This window comes from Dokdonia sp. PRO95, assembly GCF_000355805.1.
Lineage (GTDB): Bacteria > Bacteroidota > Bacteroidia > Flavobacteriales > Flavobacteriaceae > Dokdonia.
Genome location: NZ_CM001837.1, coordinates 1,921,064 through 1,939,573, shown reverse-complemented (window position 1 = coordinate 1,939,573; position 18,510 = coordinate 1,921,064). Strand labels below are relative to the sequence as shown.

The 18,510-nt window shown below is 37.4% G+C and carries 17 protein-coding genes; 5 read left to right on the top strand and 12 right to left on the bottom strand.

Annotated features, from left to right (window positions below):
• Positions 1-73 precede the first annotated feature (73 nt).
• The 4 genes from D017_RS08700 to rsmG all read right to left on the bottom strand — a co-directional run bounded on the left by D017_RS08700 (position 74) and on the right by rsmG (position 3,372).
• A complete protein-coding gene (locus tag D017_RS08700) occupies positions 74-1,237 on the bottom strand; it encodes a hypothetical protein (RefSeq protein WP_051583846.1) in 1,164 nt (387 codons plus the stop codon).
• A gap of 51 nt (positions 1,238-1,288) precedes the next feature.
• The gene (locus D017_RS08695) at positions 1,289-2,050 is read right to left on the bottom strand and encodes a hypothetical protein (RefSeq protein WP_035335967.1); all 762 of its coding nucleotides are present in this window, start codon (positions 2,048-2,050) and stop codon (positions 1,289-1,291) included.
• On the bottom strand, positions 2,034-2,603 hold the full coding sequence (locus tag D017_RS08690) for a sigma-70 family RNA polymerase sigma factor (protein WP_035335966.1): 570 nt from the start codon (positions 2,601-2,603) through the stop codon (positions 2,034-2,036). Before D017_RS08690 ends, D017_RS08695 begins: the two co-directional genes overlap by 17 nt.
• Before the next feature lie 139 nt (positions 2,604-2,742).
• Positions 2,743-3,372 (bottom strand): 16S rRNA (guanine(527)-N(7))-methyltransferase RsmG, encoded by a 630-nt coding sequence (rsmG, locus tag D017_RS08685; protein ID WP_035335964.1) that lies wholly within the window; start codon positions 3,370-3,372, stop codon positions 2,743-2,745.
• 201 nt (positions 3,373-3,573) lie between these two features.
• Between rsmG and D017_RS08680 the strand changes: the two genes are divergently transcribed.
• Together D017_RS08680 and D017_RS08675 are read left to right on the top strand one after the other, a co-directional pair.
• Positions 3,574-4,671: an acyl-CoA desaturase gene (locus tag D017_RS08680; RefSeq protein WP_035335961.1), complete on the top strand. Its 1,098-nt coding sequence runs from the start codon at positions 3,574-3,576 to the stop codon at positions 4,669-4,671.
• 111 nt (positions 4,672-4,782) lie between these two features.
• A complete protein-coding gene (locus D017_RS08675) occupies positions 4,783-5,967 on the top strand; it encodes a pyridoxal phosphate-dependent aminotransferase (protein ID WP_035335958.1) in 1,185 nt (394 codons plus the stop codon).
• Positions 5,968-6,044: 77 nt separating this feature from the next.
• On the opposite strand, the gene D017_RS08670 is transcribed toward D017_RS08675, so the two are convergent.
• A complete protein-coding gene (locus D017_RS08670) occupies positions 6,045-6,893 on the bottom strand; it encodes a carcinine hydrolase/isopenicillin-N N-acyltransferase family protein (RefSeq protein ID WP_051583845.1) in 849 nt (282 codons plus the stop codon).
• 218 nt (positions 6,894-7,111) lie between these two features.
• Between D017_RS08670 and D017_RS08665 the strand changes: the two genes are divergently transcribed.
• The 3 genes from D017_RS08665 to D017_RS08655 are packed head-to-tail and all read left to right on the top strand — an operon-like array spanning position 7,112 to position 10,615.
• A complete protein-coding gene (locus D017_RS08665) occupies positions 7,112-8,896 on the top strand; it encodes a DUF885 domain-containing protein (RefSeq protein WP_035335956.1) in 1,785 nt (594 codons plus the stop codon).
• Between the two features lie 60 nt (positions 8,897-8,956).
• Positions 8,957-10,120, top strand: a complete 1,164-nt coding sequence (purT, locus tag D017_RS08660; RefSeq protein WP_035335955.1) for a formate-dependent phosphoribosylglycinamide formyltransferase — start codon at positions 8,957-8,959, stop codon at positions 10,118-10,120.
• Between the two features lie 6 nt (positions 10,121-10,126).
• Positions 10,127-10,615: a MepB family protein gene (locus D017_RS08655; RefSeq protein WP_035335953.1), complete on the top strand. Its 489-nt coding sequence runs from the start codon at positions 10,127-10,129 to the stop codon at positions 10,613-10,615.
• Between the two features lie 29 nt (positions 10,616-10,644).
• Here the strand turns inward: D017_RS08655 and D017_RS08650 are convergent, their stop codons facing one another.
• From D017_RS08650 to D017_RS08620, 7 genes are all read right to left on the bottom strand, one after another.
• A complete protein-coding gene (locus tag D017_RS08650; RefSeq protein WP_035335951.1) occupies positions 10,645-11,559 on the bottom strand; it encodes an arginine deiminase-related protein in 915 nt (304 codons plus the stop codon).
• A 99-nt stretch (positions 11,560-11,658) separates the two neighbouring features.
• Positions 11,659-12,156, bottom strand: a complete 498-nt coding sequence (locus tag D017_RS08645) for a GyrI-like domain-containing protein (protein ID WP_051583844.1) — start codon at positions 12,154-12,156, stop codon at positions 11,659-11,661.
• Between the two features lie 102 nt (positions 12,157-12,258).
• Positions 12,259-13,545 (bottom strand): citrate synthase, encoded by a 1,287-nt coding sequence (locus D017_RS08640; RefSeq protein ID WP_035335949.1) that lies wholly within the window; start codon positions 13,543-13,545, stop codon positions 12,259-12,261.
• Between the two features lie 736 nt (positions 13,546-14,281).
• The gene (gene eno, locus D017_RS08635) at positions 14,282-15,571 is read right to left on the bottom strand and encodes a phosphopyruvate hydratase (protein WP_035335948.1); all 1,290 of its coding nucleotides are present in this window, start codon (positions 15,569-15,571) and stop codon (positions 14,282-14,284) included.
• A 151-nt stretch (positions 15,572-15,722) separates the two neighbouring features.
• The gene (gene carA, locus D017_RS08630) at positions 15,723-16,835 is read right to left on the bottom strand and encodes a glutamine-hydrolyzing carbamoyl-phosphate synthase small subunit (protein WP_035335947.1); all 1,113 of its coding nucleotides are present in this window, start codon (positions 16,833-16,835) and stop codon (positions 15,723-15,725) included.
• A 130-nt stretch (positions 16,836-16,965) separates the two neighbouring features.
• The gene (rplQ, locus tag D017_RS08625; protein ID WP_035335946.1) at positions 16,966-17,436 is read right to left on the bottom strand and encodes a 50S ribosomal protein L17; all 471 of its coding nucleotides are present in this window, start codon (positions 17,434-17,436) and stop codon (positions 16,966-16,968) included.
• Between the two features lie 57 nt (positions 17,437-17,493).
• Complete coding sequence (locus D017_RS08620; protein WP_013751347.1) at positions 17,494-18,486, bottom strand: DNA-directed RNA polymerase subunit alpha; 993 nt, start codon at positions 18,484-18,486, stop codon at positions 17,494-17,496.
• Between the last annotated feature and the right edge of the window lie 24 nt (positions 18,487-18,510).

Genomic DNA, 18,510 nt, shown 5'->3' with positions numbered 1-18,510 from the left:
ATAGCCCAGACATTTTACATATCTGAGCTACCTTCTTTCATAATTCCGCTTTCGCGAAAGCGTAACAACTAACCTACAAGTCTAATCGCAACCCAAGAGAAACATTATTTACCTCTCCCAACTCTTCCGTCTTAAACGCCGAACTCAAATCGTATTTTGCATACAAGCTCAAATCCCCTGTCACTCTTATGTAACTTGACAGTCCGTAGACTAGATTATCACCATCGTAGTCTTGACGCGACTTTGTTTTTACACGATCGCCATTTTCTTTGTATTTCAATTTCTGCTGAGTTCCTAAGCGCACCCCTGCATATCCACCTATTCCCATTCTAAACTTGCCACCCGTTCTGTAACGCACATAATCTTCCTTCTGTTCTTTCTTCCATCCTCCAAATTCAAAATGCAACGGCACCACAAGATTTGTCACTCTGATTTTTGCTTTCTTAAGGTCAAATGGAAATTCTTGAAAAGTATTTTCTCCATCTACGCTTTCTAAAGTTCTGTTGTCCTTAATCGATAAGAAATTGCTTTGTAAGGAGAGTCCGTACTTAAATTGTAGTGCTCCAGAATTTTCAAAAACTCTCGTTTTCCAAGCGTACCCTAACTCCACAAACGTAGATTTACCTATAGAAAAATCATCACCTATATCTGCATTATCACTTATCGCATTATTAAGACCCATTGCAAAAACGGTTTCTCCATAGGTGCGTCTGTCATAATTTGTTACTCCAGGTCTATTCCTATTTACAGCAACCCCTAAAACCCTATTTCCATCTTGGTCCATACCTCCTAATCCTATCTCAACTGAAGTTCCGTATAAAGAATTAATGTGACCGGTACGCTTTACTAATTCTATTTGATTATTAATAATTGCTAATTCGTTTTCAATATTAAGAGCAACTTCTTCTGCTGCTTTTTTCTTGCTTGTTTCTAATTCTTCCTGAGTGTAAAACCCGCTATCCCTTAACCTATTTCCTGCCTCTATTCTCACTTTCAAAGCTTCTTTCCACCTTTTTATGACATCTTCTTTTCGTTTATTTAAAGCGGTAATTTGCTCATGTTTTTTTTGCTCATTTTCCTCAGCATGTTCTTTGTCATATTCTGCTTTCCATTCTTTCATCTCACGTATTTTCTGCTCTTTTTCTGTCTCCACAGGGGATTCTGTGTCTTGCGCATGCACATTTTGGGCAAAGATGATCACTGTTGCCGCTAGGGCAATTTTAATAATTGACTTCATAATTGTTTGTGTTTTGTGCGCTCGATGATGGCGCGTTATTGATGAATTTTCTTAATTATCTTTATTTGCAACTGCTTCTACGGCTCTATTAAATTCTTTTTTGAGCGTGCGGAACATTCTATCTTTAAAGGAGTCTGGGTCTACCTCAGCTTCGGCGTCTAGTAATAACTCGTTTGCGTCTACCACTCGTTGTGGCTGTGCATACACTGGTTGTTTATTGATATTTTGCTGGGCAGCTTTGAGTAGGTTTTCTACCTCATCATCTAGTAACTCTTCGCTTGTTTTTACTTCATCAGGATTTACATCTACAACAGCATTTATAGTAGATTTTATCGCTTCCTCTTTCTTAATAGAAGTGGCTACAGCTTCTTCTACTTGTGAGTTTATAGTATTAGCATTGCTGTATGGGCGATACTTACTTTTAGTAGGATTTGTTCTTTTCTTCTTTGTAGCAGTATTGTTTTGGGGTGACGTAACAGATTTTTGTACTTCCACATTATTTGTTGTTGCATCTGTTAGTATGATTTCACTAGGCTTATCAATTATTTGTTCTGGTGCTATCTCATCTATCACCTCTACTGGTTGATTTTCTACATAAGGTGTTTGTTCATCTACCACACTCGTGTTGTAAATAAGTGCTGTGATAAACACGCCTGCAATAAAGCTTGCCGCGATACCCATCCATAAAACTATTTTACTTTTTTTCTTGCCCTGACTAGCATCTAGCTTGCCCTCTATACGATCCCAGGCAGATGCGGTAGGCTCGAGACGGCGTCTCTCTAGCTTATCTTTAAAATTATCCTCTAAGTTCATCTCTACCGTTATTTATTAATTCTTTTTTTACCGCTGCTTGTAACTGCTTTCTCGCTTTAAACAATTGGCTTTTTGAAGTGCTCTCACTAATCCCAAGTGCTTTTGCTATCTCTCTATGCTTATAACCCTCTATGGCATACATTACAAATACGACTCGATATCCTTCTGGCAGGTCGTCTATGAGTGATTGTATATGTGCCACTTCTAGATCTGTCTGTATGTTATTTATAGCATCATTATTTTCTACCACACCATCTTCTGAAAAATATAACTTCTTTATTGCTCTTAGGTATGAGATGCTTTCTCGCACCATAATCTTACGTATCCACCCTTCAAAACTCCCGTTACCTCCGTAGGTGTCTAGCTTTGTAAATACTTTTAAGAAACCGTTGCACATCGCTTCTTCGGCTTGATGTACATCTTTTATATAATAACGACAGATGCTCAGCATTTTTGGCGAGTGCTCATCATAGAGTTTGCGCTGTGCATCTCTATTGCCTTTAATGGCTTTTTTTATGAGTTGTCGCTCGTTATTAAATTGTATGACTTTCATACCTGATGTTTGGGTTTCTATTTATAAAGACGCATCGTTTTTAAAAAAGGTTGCCTCAAGGCAAAAAAAAAATCCAAATTTCTTCTTACCGTAGTGTAATTAGAAATTTGGATTTGCACATAAAGGTCTGTTTTATAGCTTATCCTTTATACTTCATAGGTAAGTGAACTACTTTTTTTGTTTCAAAGAAATCTTCTTCAAAGAATGTGGGAAGATCATAAATAGTAGTCGTGGTATACTTTTTAAGTTCTTCTGTGAGGTCTCCTCCTTTGAGGTATAAAATTCCGTTTTTGAGTTCGTGGTTAGATTTTTTTGCAACGTGCCCGCGCACCCATCTTACAAATGTTTCCATTTGAGCTACCGCTCTAGACACAATAAAATCATACTGACCAGGTACATTTTCTACTCGGTCATTTGTAGTTTTTACATTTGTGATACCTAGCCCTTCTACCACCTCGTTTACTACTTTTATCTTTTTACCTATACTATCTACAAGGTGAAAATTTACTTCTGGGTGTAGTATGGCAAGTGGTACTCCAGGAAAGCCTCCTCCCGTACCTACATCCATTATACCGGCACCAGGATTAAAGGTTTGAACTTTTGCTATACCTAGTGAATGCAGTACGTGACGTAAGTAAATCTCATCTATATCTTTACGGCTTACTACATTGATTTTGAGATTCCAATCTTGATATAAATCTTTCAGTTTTGAGAACTGCTCAATCTGAGTATCTGTTAGATCTGGAAAATATTTTAATATGATATCCATTATTTAGTATATTAACGGTGTAAAAGTACCATAATACCCGCTATTATTTTAACGCAGGTTCATAGATGTAGCCTATATTATGCATTACTTTTACCAAGCTATTAAAAGAAGATTATTTTTTTTCGCGAAAGCGGAATCAAAAACCTCAACAACACTACAATAAAACAGCTATTGTAGCGCTATGAGAGTAATTATTACATTATGGAGACTACTATAAAATTTTCTCGCACGGACTCTGCAAAGTTCTTCAGAACTTTAAATAAACGTGTAAACAACTACTTTAAAGAGAATAATATAAAACGCACAGGTAACTGGAAATTGTACCTAAAGGCAATCATTATGTTTGCCATTTACTTAGTTCCTTACTTTTTATTTTTAACGCTAGATATGCCTACCTGGCTTCAGATTGTCCTTACCGTTGTTATGGGTGTGGGTATGGCTGGTATAGGGATGAATGTGATGCACGATGGTAATCACGGTTCATTTTCTAGTAAAAAATGGGTAAATAAATTAATGGGAAGCAGTATTTATATACTAGCTGGTAATGTTTATAACTGGCAAGTACAACACAACGTGCTTCACCATACGTATACTAACATACACGGTCACGATGAAGATATGGAGGCTGGTCGCGTGCTACGTTTTTCAAAACACGGAAAATGGCACTGGGCACATAAGTTCCAGCACTACTACTCGGTGTTTTTATATGGTCTACTTACCTTTAATTGGGCACTTACTACAGATTTCTTCCAGATGAAACGTTATATGAAACGTAAATTATCTTACGGAAAACTACAGAGCCCTGCAAAGCAGTGGAGCACACTACTTATTACAAAAGCGATATACATCGCGATGTGGATTGTTATACCTCTGGTATTTATTGATCTTGCTTGGTGGAAAATTTTAATAGGCTTCTTCATTATGCACTATACGGCAGGTCTTATTTTGAGTATTATTTTCCAGCTAGCGCATATGGTAGAAGATGCACATATGCCGCTACCAGATGAGACAGGAACTATGAAAAATACTTGGGCGATACACCAGCTATTTACTACTGTAAACTTCTCCACTAAAAACAAGGTGATGAACTGGTTTTCTGGAGGATTAAACCACCAGGTGGAGCACCACATCTTTCCTCACATAAGCCACGTACACTATACTAAGATTAGTAAAATTGTAAAGGAGACAGCACAAGAGTTTAATTTACCCTACCACGAGTATAAAACTACTAGAAAGGCACTTATCGCTCACTTTAGTCACTTACGTGAGATGGGTATGAAACCTGCGATTTCTGCATAGAAGTGGTTAAATTTTTAAGAAAATATCAAACGCCAAATCCCATAAGGATTTGGCGTTTTTAGTTACCTTGCACTACAATCTTTTATCAACTAAATAAAGAATGCGCCTCGTATGAAGAATTTATCTACCCGCGTTACAAATATGGCAACCTCTGCAACTCTTGCAATGGCTGCAAAGGCTCGCGAATTAAGAGCAGAAGGAAAAGACATCATAGGTCTTAGTCTAGGAGAACCAGATTTTAATACTCCAGACTTTATTAAAGATGCTGCAATTCAAGCAGTAAATGATAATTACAATTCATACACACCGGTAGATGGTTATGTAGAGTTAAAAGAGGCGATTATCACAAAATTTAAAAGAGATAATAATCTGGATTACACCCTCCCACAAATTGTGGTTTCTACAGGTGCAAAGCAGTCACTTGCAAATATTGCACTTGTATGCCTTGACCCAGGTGACGAGGTAATTTTACCTTGCCCTTACTGGGTGAGCTACTCAGACATTGTAAAAATAGCCGAAGGTGTACCAGTAGAGGTAAAAACCTCAATAGATACAGATTTTAAAATGACACCAGAGCAGCTAGAAGCAGCTATCACGCCTAAGACAAAGATGCTTTGGTATAGCTCTCCTTGTAATCCATCTGGATCGATATATAGTAAAGAAGAGCTACGCGCTCTGGCAGATGTACTTGCAAAGCACCCACAAATTATAGTAGTAAGTGACGAGATTTATGAACACATTAATTATGTGGGAGATCACGCAAGTATGGCACAGTTTCCAGATATGTATGACCGTACGGTAACTGTAAACGGTGTTTCAAAAGCATTTGCAATGACGGGATGGCGTGTAGGTTACATAGGAGGCCCAGAATATATTGCACGCGCTTGTAACAAGATGCAAGGACAGATTACTAGTGGTACAAATTGTATTGCACAACGTGCAGTAATTACGGCTCTTGAGGCTCCAGTAAGTAAAGTACAGTATATGATTGATGAGTTTAAAAGTCGTCGTACGTTAATACTGGACTTACTCAATGACATTGAAGGTTTTCAATGTAACGAGCCAGAAGGTGCGTTTTACGTATTTCCAAATATCTCAGACTATTTTGGAAAAACGCTAGGAGGTCAAAAAATAGAAAACGCAACAGATTTTTCTCTTTACCTTCTTGAGGTGGCAAATGTTGCAACGGTTACTGGTGAAGCATTTGGAAACCCAGATTGTATACGGATATCTTATGCAGCGAGTGTAGATAATATTAAAGACGCAATGAAGCAGATTAAAGCTGCAGTTTCATAGACCTTATATATTACGCTTTCGCGAAAGCAAAACAAAACCCGCTAATCTCTTAGCGGGTTTTTTCATTTGTAATGGAGTTAATCCATATCGATTTTTCGTTTTTTGTTAAGTGCAAATTCTTTTTTGAGATCTATACGCATCATTTTGCTTCCATCTAGTTTTGGCACCATAACCATTTGCATCGCTGTAATATCAAAAAAGGTAGTGTAGAGCGTCCCTCCCATTCTACCTTCACCCCAGTCTGCAGCTGGTTGCACTGCTCCAGCCATCGTTTGCCCCACAGATTTTAAGGTGATGCCTTCTCCACTGCGCTCTAGCTCATCTACGCGTGAGTTTATAGATTGATATCTGTGGCAAGGGAAGCCACCTTCTTCTGGAGCATTTATTAAAAAATTTGTGGCTACTAGGGTGTTGCCCTCCATAGGTATGATATGTTTCTTGCCGTCTATCCACTCTACAATAACTGCATTACCGGTGGCATCACCTATTAAAAAATGACTCTGATGCACGGCGAGTTTTTGCTCCTCTATCCAAGCAAGCGCTTCCTCTACTGTACTTGCACTTGCCAGTAAATCATCTCCTATGTTACCTTTTGCCCAGCCATACCCTTCTGGCATTTTTTGTTCTGGCGTCACCGCTACGTCAAAAAATAATCCTGCGCTATTTATACCTCCCTGAGCAAAATTATCCCAGCCATACCATAATCTAGCTAGCTTTTTTGAAGTCGCTTTTTCTATCTGTATATAAGCATCGGTATCAAGCCAGAAGTCTTCATTATTTACGGCATAAATAGTACCCGTTTCTTTATCTACATAATACAAAATAGAACACGCATACATAGAACTAGCACAAGCAGCAATTAAACATAGCGTTAATAACCACTTTCTAGAGGTGTTGCTCACTTTCTTTGTCAAGAGATGAATCATAATTTACAGCTTTAAGAACCTGACTTCCTTAAAGATGCAACAAAAATCACATACACACCAAGTTTAACAAGCAAGTTATTACCTCATAATTTATGTACTTATAGGTATCTTAGTAGAGTAATTTTTAAAATGAGTAATCTCGCTTTCGCGAAAGCGTAAAAACCCACAAAAACCACCATCAGTAGTAAAATACTGTGAGAATTAATACGACTCGACTTATGAAAAAAACGCTACTTGCAGGAATGATGGCTCTAAGCCTTATAGCTTGTAAAAACGACGCTACCACAGAAACAGCTAGCACAGGAGATACATCTCTGGCATTTAACAATGTGCTAGATAACTATTATGAAGACGGCCTAAAGCTTAACCCGCTTAATGCAACAATGTCTGGTGATAATAGGTATAATGATAAATTTCCAGATGCGTTATCTCAATCTCATAAGGATGCAGTAAAAACTTATTATACATCTTACCGCGACTCTATACAGCAGTTTAACGACAGTGATCTCACAGACACTGAGAAGATGAGTAAGGAGGTATTGCTCTGGGATATTGCTATCAATCTAGAGGGTATGGAGTTTAAAAAAGACCTCACACCTATAGACCAGATGTGGTCACCACATCTTATGTTTGGCCAGCTTGCAAGTGGAGCGAGTGCACAACCTTTTAACACTGTAGAAGATTACCGCAACTGGCAACAACGCGTAGATGAGTACCTAGTGTGGCTCAACAGCTCAGAAACAAATATGCGCAAGGGTATGACAGAAGGATATGTACTTCCTAAATCACTTATTAAGAAAATCATCCCGCAAATGGATGCTATGACAGAGCCTACCATAGAGAATCACCTTTTCTATAAGCCTGTCGCAAATTTTCCTGATGGAATAACCGAAGAAGACCAGAATATCATACGCTCAGATTATAAAAATATGATAGAAGGTAAAGTAATCCCTGCTTATGCAAAGATGCGTGACTTCTTACAAAATGAATACCTAGCGGCTGGGCGCGATAGCTCTGGTTATAGTGATTTACAACAAGGAAGTGAGTATTATGACTATGCCATAAAATTATATACCACTACTACTATGAGCGCAGACGAGATACACCAACTTGGACTAAGTGAGGTAGCCCGTATACGCAAGGAAATGGAAAAAGTAAAGGAGCAAGTAGGTTTTAAAGGAGATCTAAAAGCATTTTTTGACGATGTACGTACTAACAAAAAGCTAATGCCGTACAGTAATCCAGAAGAGATTATTGCAAACTTTAATGCAATGCACGAGACTATAAAGCCGCAGGTAGACCAGCTCTTTAGCCTACAGCCTAAAACAGCTTTTGAAGTAAGACAGACAGAAGCTTTCCGTGAGAAATCTGCAAGTGCAGAGTATAACCCAGGATCGTTAGATGGTACTCGACCAGGTATTTTCTACACGCCTATACCAGACGCAACTACCTATAATGTATACTCAGACGAGTCTTTATTTTTACACGAGGCTATACCAGGTCACCACTTCCAAGTATCACTCACGCAAGAAAGCGAGACACTACCACAGTTTAGAAAAACTTTATGGTACAGTGCTTATGGCGAGGGCTGGGCATTATATACAGAGTCGCTTGGTAAAGAGTTAGGACTTTATACAGACCCATACCAATATTTTGGAACACTAGGAGCCGAAATGCACCGAGCAGTTAGGCTTGTAGTAGATACAGGAATCCACACCAAAGGATGGAGCCGTGAGAAAGCAATCGCATATTGCCTAGAAAATGAAGCCGAAAGTGAAGCAGGTATTACATCAGAAATTGAGCGCTATATGGCAAATCCAGGACAAGCGCTTTCTTATAAAATAGGTCAACTTAAGATTAGAGAACTTAGAGAAAAAGCAACTCAGGAGCTAGGTGATAAATTTGACATACGAGATTTTCACAAAGAGGTGCTTGAGACAGGATGTATCCCTCTTGCGCTACTTGAGGAAAAAATTAATGGTTGGATAGAAGAAAGTAAATAATACCGTTTTCACGCAAGTGAAGTTTATACTGAGCTTGCCGAAGTGCGAAAGCAAAACATTATGAATAAAAAAATAGTATTACTAGGCTCAGGAGAACTAGGAAAGGAATTTGTCATAGCTGCACAACGACTAGGTCAGACCGTAATTGCTGTAGATAGTTATGATAATGCTCCTGCTATGCAAGTAGCAGATGGTCGCGAAGTGATAAATATGCTTGATGGAGAGGCGCTAGATAAACTAGTAGAGAAGCATAAGCCAGACTACATCGTTCCAGAAATAGAGGCCATACGCACCGAGCGTTTTTATGAATATGAGAAGCAAGGATACACTGTGATTCCAAGTGCAAAAGCTGCAAACTTCACAATGAATCGCAAGTCTATACGCGATCTTGCTGCAAAAGACCTTGGCTTAAAAACTGCAAATTATCGCTATGCAACCTCTGCTCAAGAGCTGCAAAAAGCGGTGAAGGAAGTAGGGATTCCTTGCGTGGTAAAACCCCTAATGTCTTCTAGCGGAAAAGGACAATCTACTATCAAAACACCAGATGACATACAACGAGCGTGGGACTACTCTCAAGAAGGCTCTCGTGGTGATGTTGCAGAGGTGATTGTAGAAGCTTTTGTAAACTTTAATTATGAGATCACACTACTCACTGTAACGCAGAGAGATGGTGAGACACTATTTTGCCCACCTGTAGGTCACCGTCAAGAACGTGGTGATTATCAAGAAAGTTGGCAACCCGCTACTATGGAAGATGCCCATCTTAAAACCGCTCAAGAAATGGCGGCTCAAGTTACGGCTGCATTAGGCGGAGCTGGCTTATGGGGTGTTGAGTTCTTTGTAGGAGATGATGGTGTGTACTTTTCTGAGCTTTCTCCACGCCCACACGATACAGGTATGGTAACGCTAGCAAACACGCAAAATTATAATGAGTTTGAGCTACACCTAAGAGCCGTGCTAGGACTTCCCATAAAAGAAATTACTCAAGAACGTATAGGTGCGAGTGCTGTTATTCTAGCAACTCAGAATTCTGACAATCCAGGATTTACAGGGATTAATGCAATAGCCACTGCGCCAAAAAGCGATTTTAGGCTCTTCGGAAAACCTACTTCTCGCCCATACAGACGAATGGGAATTGTGGTAACCTACGATAGCCTTGATGGAGATATTACAGAGGTAATATCGAGAGCAAAAGAGCTAGCTGCCAAGGTTACTGTAATTTAACAAACAATGACCTCTAATCTGCAACAGATTAAAGCGAGCATTTATGACAAATGCTCGCTTATTATTTCAAATTACAAAAATGAGCTGGAGGGCAAAGTTTACGGTGCATGTACTTTCAAAATAGCGGGCTTTGACATCATATGTAGAGATGCAAAAGTAACGCCTAAAAAAGTAGGTCAATTTGTAACGTTCTGGAAAAGATTAGAAAGCGGAGAGATTTCACCTTTTCACGAAAGTGATATTATTGACTTTTATGTAGTAAACGTAAAATCAGAAAAAAACTTAGGTCAGTTTGTATTTCCAAAGTCAACACTTATTAAAAAGGGAATCATCTCAACCCAAACTAGAGAAGGGAAACGAGGCTTTAGGGTATATCCAGCATGGGATACACCAAACAACAAACTAGCACTAAAGACCCAAAAATGGCAACTAGATTATTTTTATGAAGCCAAAAAAGTGATTGATATAAACCTCATTACATCCCTTTACACTTAAGTAAAAACTGTAAAATTAGCCTACATTTTCTAGTCTCTTATAAGTGGTAATGTACTGCAGCGCAATAAGCCTTCTTGTTTTGCTATCTCTGCATAAGGAACCTCCTCTACAGTGATATCTTGATCGCGTAGCCAAGTGTTTAACCTAGTAAAATTACGCTCAGAAATAACAACTTCTGGAGAGATACTAAAGATGTTTGAATTCATATTAAACATCTCCTGAGAGGTGATTTCAAAGATATTTTCTTTTCCGTAAAAGTTTACCAGCCACTCGTATTCCTTTTCTTGTAAAAAGCCATTTTTATGAAGTATAGCTTTCCCATTCCCTACTGGCTGAAAACAGCAATCTAAATGTAAGGCATTATTATAAGGATCTGTATTAGACTTTCTAAGGTCAAAAGACATTACCTTCTTGCGAGGAAATAAATCTTGAATCATACCTACCGCAAGCATATTAGTACGCGCAATGATATAATCTGGATAATCATCACCACGATAGGTACCTATAAAAATATGATCATCTACCAGCATCACATCTCCTCCTTCTATATGTGCCTCTTCTGGTAATCTAAAAACGTGGGTAGATGGCACTTGTTTTATAACGTGCTCAATAGCATCTATCTCCTCTTCCCTATCTGGAAGAATATTTGCCTTAAAGAACTTATCATCTATTACAAAACCAATATCACGTGTAAAAATCTGATTAAGATCTTCAATAAGCTTTGGCCTATAAACCTCTACATCATACTTTTTAAAAACTGCTGCTACAGCTTCCATCTCTGGAACCATATCTTTCTCTAAAGGATATGTTCCTTCTCTTAAATGTAGCGCAGATTTTGGGTCGTAGGCATCCTCAAGTTTTGGAGTAGGCCCATTACTTTCGGCAGTACCTAAGATTACGGCTCTAAGCCTTGAAGTTTCGTTCTTTACGTTTAGTTTAAGCATAAGGTAAAGATAACTCAGTTTTGCTAAAAAAAGAATGCCAATCTATATGAAATTTATCATATACGCAGTGCACTGTGATTTTTACGCTTTCGCGAAAGCTTACTTAATAGGTATCCACACTTCTTCTTCAGATTGTGGATTATTTGGACCTAAGTAGTCCTCTGGCATAAATTCATAATGTGGTCTATGATCTAATTGATACCCAGAATTTGTTAACCACTGACTGTAGATATATTGAGCAAATGCTCCAAAATCACGTGTGGTTCCTTTATATGGAAAAACTGCCCATTTACCTTTTGGGATTTTTAATACTTCTAATTGATTTGGAATATCATTTTCGGTTGTTACCGCTACTGCGGCCCATTTTACAAATTTGGTTTCTGGTGTAAATGGAGTAGTCATAAAATCATCTGCATAACATTGCACACTATAACTCCCTCCATTAGACTTGTTAAGAATAGTCTTCCTTAGCGGTCCAAAGGTTTGCCATAACTGGATTGTAGTATTATGAGACAGAGACATTGTAGCCTGTAAACCTACAAGAGTAAGTGCAGGTTGCTCTATGATAACTGGTGATGGGTGTTTGGAATCTTTCACGAAAGTGAATTTACAATTTTTTAAATAGTTACGTTATTGCTTTTGAGGCATAAAAAAAGAGCAAACTAAACGCTTGCTCTTTTATATTGTACTATTGAGTTTTTATCTCTCAGAAACTTCTTTGAAAGCTCTTAAGTTTTCACCGGTATAAACCTGACGTGGACGGCCTATAGGCTCTTTACCTAATCTCATCTCTCTCCATTGAGCTATCCACCCTGGAAGACGACCTAAAGCAAACATAACCGTAAACATTTCTACTGGAATGTCTAGAGCTCTGTAAATAATACCTGAGTAAAAATCTACATTAGGATATAATTTACGATCTACAAAATATGGATCTTCTAGCGCTTCTTTTTCAAGACCTTTTGCAATATCTAGTACTGGATCTTCAATTCCTAATTGTGTAAGAACATCATCTGCAGCTACTTTAATAATCTTTGCACGTGGATCGAAGTTTTTATACACCCTATGTCCAAAGCCCATAAGACGGAAAGGATCTTGCTTATCTTTAGCTTTACCCATATATTTCTTAGTATCCCCACCATCTGCCTTGATAGCTTCAAGCATCTCTATTACCGCTTGATTTGCACCTCCGTGTAATGGCCCCCATAACGCAGAGATTCCTGCAGAAATAGAAGCAAATAAACCAGCGTGTGACGACCCTACGATACGTACTGTCGAAGTAGAACAGTTTTGCTCGTGGTCTGCATGTAAGATTAATAATTTATCGATTGCATCGATAACTGCTTTATCAACCTTGTATTCTTGATTAGGTTTTGAGAACATCATTTTATGTAAGTTCTCCACATATCCTAATGAATTGTCACCATAATCTAATGGCTGACTCTTCTTTTTACGCATTGCCCAAGCAGCTAGCACTGGAAACTTTGCTAGTAGCTTTACAATTGCGTTATACATTTCTTCTTCAGAATCTACATTTACAGTAGAAGGGTTAAATGCAATAAGTGCAGATGTAAGAGCACTTAATACTCCCATAGGGTGAGCAGACTTAGGAAAACCATCTAAGATTTTCTTCATATCCTCATCTACGTGAGACTCAGACTTAATGTCTGCATCAAATTTTGCAAGTTGTTCTTTTGTTGGTAATTCTCCAAAAATCAAAAGATAAGCAGTTTCAAGAAAGTCTGCTTTTTCGGCCAGTTCTTCTATTGAGTAACCTCTATATCTTAAGATACCTTTTTCTCCATCAAGAAAGGTAATAGCACTTTGGCAAGAGCCCGTATTTTTATAACCTGGATCAATTGTAGTAATACCTCCAGTAGCACCTCTTAATGTTTTAATATCTATTGCTTGCTCCTGCTCTGTTCCTGTAATGATAGGAAACTCGAAACTTTTTCCATCTATCGTTAGGGTTGCTTTATCTGCCATCTATCGTTATATTTTTCTTTTTTTTATTCTATTATTTGAAGTAAGGCTAAATTACAAAAAAGAAGTCTCATTTTTTAACATATAGCCCTTATACAAGGTTAAATATTAATTAAAATCTTACAAGATAATTTTAGAGGAAGTACATAATATCAACTAGCCTCGTCTGAGCTTGATTATCAACTTAAGAAAGTGTAATTGGTAAAACAGCAATAAAAAAGGACATGTACCTAAGCACATGTCCTTTACCCAACTTAAATCTAGATTTTGGATATCTCCAAAATCCATTTAAAAAAAGAGCGAGTGTACAACATTGAAGCGTAACTGCCCGCTCTTACCCAACTTAAAATCATACTTGCTTGTTTATTCACTAACGATGCAACGAATGAGTTAGGTAAAAAATTTAAAGAGATACATTTATTTTAAATCCGCTTTCGCGAAAGCAAAACATCACTCTCTAAAGATTACAGTTTGGAAATGTAAAATTAATGCTTTTAAACGCATATCAAGCACTTATTCGGTAAGAATTACCCTACTTTTATGAATTAAAACAACAAAACTGTTCAAAATAATTCTTGACATCATTATAACAATCCTAAAGAATCATTATCTGAAGAATATTTCTACGATGCAAAGTATTAAGATAAGCCACAAAGAAGTTGAAAAAACCATTACTATTCAAAATAAAAAAGCCTTCTCAAGGAGAAGGCTTTTTACAATAATATAATTCTTATAACTGTTACTTTATCTTAAAAGCATTCATGGCAGGAAAGTATGCCGTATCAGAAAGCATTTCCTCTATACGAATAAGTTGATTATACTTAGCCATACGATCAGATCTTGAAGCAGAACCAGTTTTTATTTGACCACAATTAAGTGCTACGGCTAGATCTGCAATGGTGTTATCTTCTGTCTCTCCAGATCTGTGTGACATCACTGAAGTATAGCCAGCATTATGTGCCATATTTACAGCCGCGATTGTCTCTGTAAGAGTACCTATTTGATTTACCTTAATAAGGATAGAATTTGCAATTCCTTCGTTTATACCACGAGAAAGTCTCTCTACATTGGTTACAAATAAATCGTCACCTACAAGTTGTACTTTATCACCTACCTTATCTGTAAGATACTTCCATCCTTCCCAGTCGTTTTCATCCATACCATCTTCTATTGAAATGATAGGATACTTAGCCGCTAGTTCAGCTAGGTAATCTGCTTGTTCTTCACTAGTACGTATTTTACCGCCTTCACCTTCAAACTTTGCGTAGTTATACTTGCCATCTACATAAAACTCGGCAGCGGCACAGTCTAGAGCAATCATAATTTCATCTCCCCAAGAATAACCAGCCTTTTCTACTGCTAATTTCACACTATCTAGGGCATCTTCTGTACCGTCCAGTGCTGGAGCAAAACCGCCTTCATCACCTACCGCAGTACTTAAGTTACGATCATGTAAAACCTTTTTAAGATTATGAAAAATTTCTGTTCCCATCTGTAAGGCATGACTAAAACTCTTAGCTTTAACCGGCATTACCATAAATTCTTGGAAGGCAATAGGTGCATCACTATGCGACCCTCCATTAATAATATTCATCATAGGTACTGGAAGTGTATTTGCACTTACCCCACCTATATATCTATATAATGGCATATTTAACTCGGCAGCTGCAGCTTTTGCACAGGCTAGTGAAACACCTAATATTGCATTTGCTCCAAGCTTGGATTTATTAGGAGTGCCATCAAGATCAATCATAAGTTGATCGATGGCGTTTTGTTCAAAAACAGATACTCCAAGTAGTTCTGGGGCGATTAACGTATTTACATTTTCTACCGCCTTAGAAACTCCTTTTCCCATAAAAGCATCACCTCCATCACGTAATTCTACTGCCTCATGTTCACCAGTGGATGCTCCAGAAGGAACAGCTGCCCTTCCCATAACACCTAATTCTGTAATTACATCAACTTCTACTGTTGGGTTTCCTCGTGAATCAAAAATTTGCCTTGCGTGAACTTCTATGATAATACTCATGTTATAGTTGTTTTATTAGTTACGTAAAAATACGATTTTGATGATGATTTTATGAAGTTGGACTTATTTTGTCGCGATAACGTTTTCGCGAAAGCGCAATCACTAAAAATGTAAAAATCCCCATCTTAAGTTTCAAGATGGGGATTAATTTTTAAGCTATTGTGCTTTTTATGTTATCTATAAACTGATCAAATAAATAGGTTGCATCATTAGGACCTGGACTAGCCTCTGGATGATATTGAACTGAAAAACAATTCTTGTTTTTTAATTTTATACCAGCAACTGTATTATCATTGAGGTGAACATGTGTTATCTCCACATCATTATTTGCTTCAGTTTCTTCTCTATTAATTGCAAAACCATGGTTCTGAGAAGTGATTTCTCCTTTTCCAGTGATTAAGTTTTTTATAGGGTGATTAATACCACGATGTCCATTATGCATTTTATATGTTGAGATACCATTAGCAAGTGCAATCACTTGGTGACCTAAGCATATTCCAAACAAAGGATCATTTGCCTTAATAATATCTTTAGCTACCTGTATTGCGTTATCAAGTGGTTCTGGATCTCCAGGACCATTAGAAAGAAAGTAACCATTAGGACTCCATTCTTTCATTTGATCATAAGTAGTGTCAAATGGAAAAACTTTTATATATGCACCTCTTTTTGCGAGGTTGCGTAAAATATTACGTTTAATCCCTATATCCAAAGCAGCAACTTTAACATCTGCATTTTCATCTCCGAAGTAATATGCCTCTTTAGTGGAAACTTTTGACGCTAATTCTAGTCCGTTCATGTCTGGAACGTCAGATAATTGCTTCTTTAAACCTTCAATATCATCTACAGCAGTTGAAATAACAGCATTCATAGCGCCGTTATCACGAATATGAGCAACGAGTGCTCTTGTATCTACATCTGAAATCGCAAATAGTTTACTATCATTTAAAAAGGTCTCTAAAGACTCTTCTGCATCTTTCCTGGAATATGTATAGCTGAAATTTCGGCAAATTAAACCTGATATTTTAACCGTATCTGATTCCGTTTCAACATCTGTAGCTCCATAGTTTCCAATATGAGCATTTGTAGTAACCATTAGCTGACCAAAATACGATGGATCAGTAAAGATTTCTTGATAGCCAGTCATTCCAGTGTTAAAACAAACTTCACCAAAAGAAGTTGCTTCTTTATCTCCCACAGATTTACCGTGAAAGATTGTTCCGTCTGCAAGTAATATTATGGCTGGTCTTCTAGATTGATATTTCATAAAATAGTTCTAAAATCTTTGTCAAAATCGAGACAAAAATAGTTTTAAAAAAAATAAAAAACATATAAAAAAAGGGATTTACCTATTGGCAAATCCCTCTTTTTTAATATAAAAATAGATTAATCATTGTCTATTCTTCTTCATTAGAAGCTTTTTCCTCTTGTACTGGAGCAACAGTTTCTGTTTTCTTACCTCCACGACGAGTATTTTTCTTCTTAACAGGTTTACCTGCACTATAAATCTCATTGTAATCAACAAGTTCTATCATTGCCATATCTGCGTTATCACCAAGACGGTTACCCAATTTGATGATACGAGTGTAACCACCAGGACGATCACCTATCTTTGCCGCTACGTCTCTGAATAATTCAGTTACTGCGTCTTTTTGGCGAAGTTTAGCAAAAACGATACGACGATTATGAGTAGTATCTTCTTTTGACTTTGTGATCATTGGCTCAACAAACTGCTTTAAAGCTTTTGCTTTTGCCACTGTCGTGTTTATTCTTTTATGTTCAATTAAAGAGCAAGCCATATTTGCAAGCATAGACTTTCTATGTGCAGTCTTTCTCCCTAAGTGATTAAATTTCTTTCCGTGTCTCATTGTAATATGTATTTTCCCGCTTTCGCGAAAGCGCTACTGTATTTCTACTATAGCTAACTAGTCTTTATCTAATTTATACTTAGCTAGATCCATTCCAAAACTAAGGCCTTTTACATTTACAAGCTCTTCAAGCTCAGTAAGTGATTTTTTACCAAAGTTTCTAAATTTCATCAAGTCATTTTTGTTATAAGAAACAAGATCTCCTAATGTTTCTACTTCTGCAGCTTTTAAACAGTTAAGCGCACGTACGGAAAGATCCATATCGATTAGCTTAGTTTTAAGCAACTGACGCATATGTAGAGATTCTTCATCATAAGTCTCAGTCTGAGCTATCTCATCTGCCTCTAAAGTGATACGCTCGTCTGAGAATAACATAAAGTGGTGAATAAGAGTCTTAGCAGCCTCAGTAAGAGCCTCTTTAGGATGAATAGATCCATCAGTGATGATTTCAAAAACTAATTTTTCATAATCAGTTTTTTGCTCAACACGATAGTTCTCTATACTATATTTAACATTACGGATAGGAGTATAAATAGAGTCTGTAAAGATAGTTCCAAGAGGTGCATTAGACTTCTTGTTCTCTTCTGCAGGTACATATCCACGTCCTTTTTCGATAGTGATTTCCATATTAAGATTCACCTTCTTATCCATGTTTGCTATCACCATATCAGGATTAAGCACTTGGAAACCAGAAATGAATTTTTGGAAATCTCCAGCTGTTAATTGATCAACTCCAGATAATGAAATTGTTACAGTCTCATTGTCTATCTCTTCTATTTGTCTTTTAAAACGTACTTGCTTAAGATTAAGGATAATTTCTGTTACATCCTCAACTACTCCAGCCAATGTAGAAAACTCGTGATCTACACCTTCTATACGTACAGATGTGATTGCAAAACCTTCTAATGAAGATAACAACACACGACGTAAAGCGTTTCCTACGGTTAAACCGTAACCTGGTTCTAAAGGTCTAAACTCAAATTTACCTTCAAAATCAGTAGAGTCAATCATAATGACTTTATCGGGCTTCTGGAAATTTAATATTGCCATATCGGTTTTCTAGCTTTAGTGGTT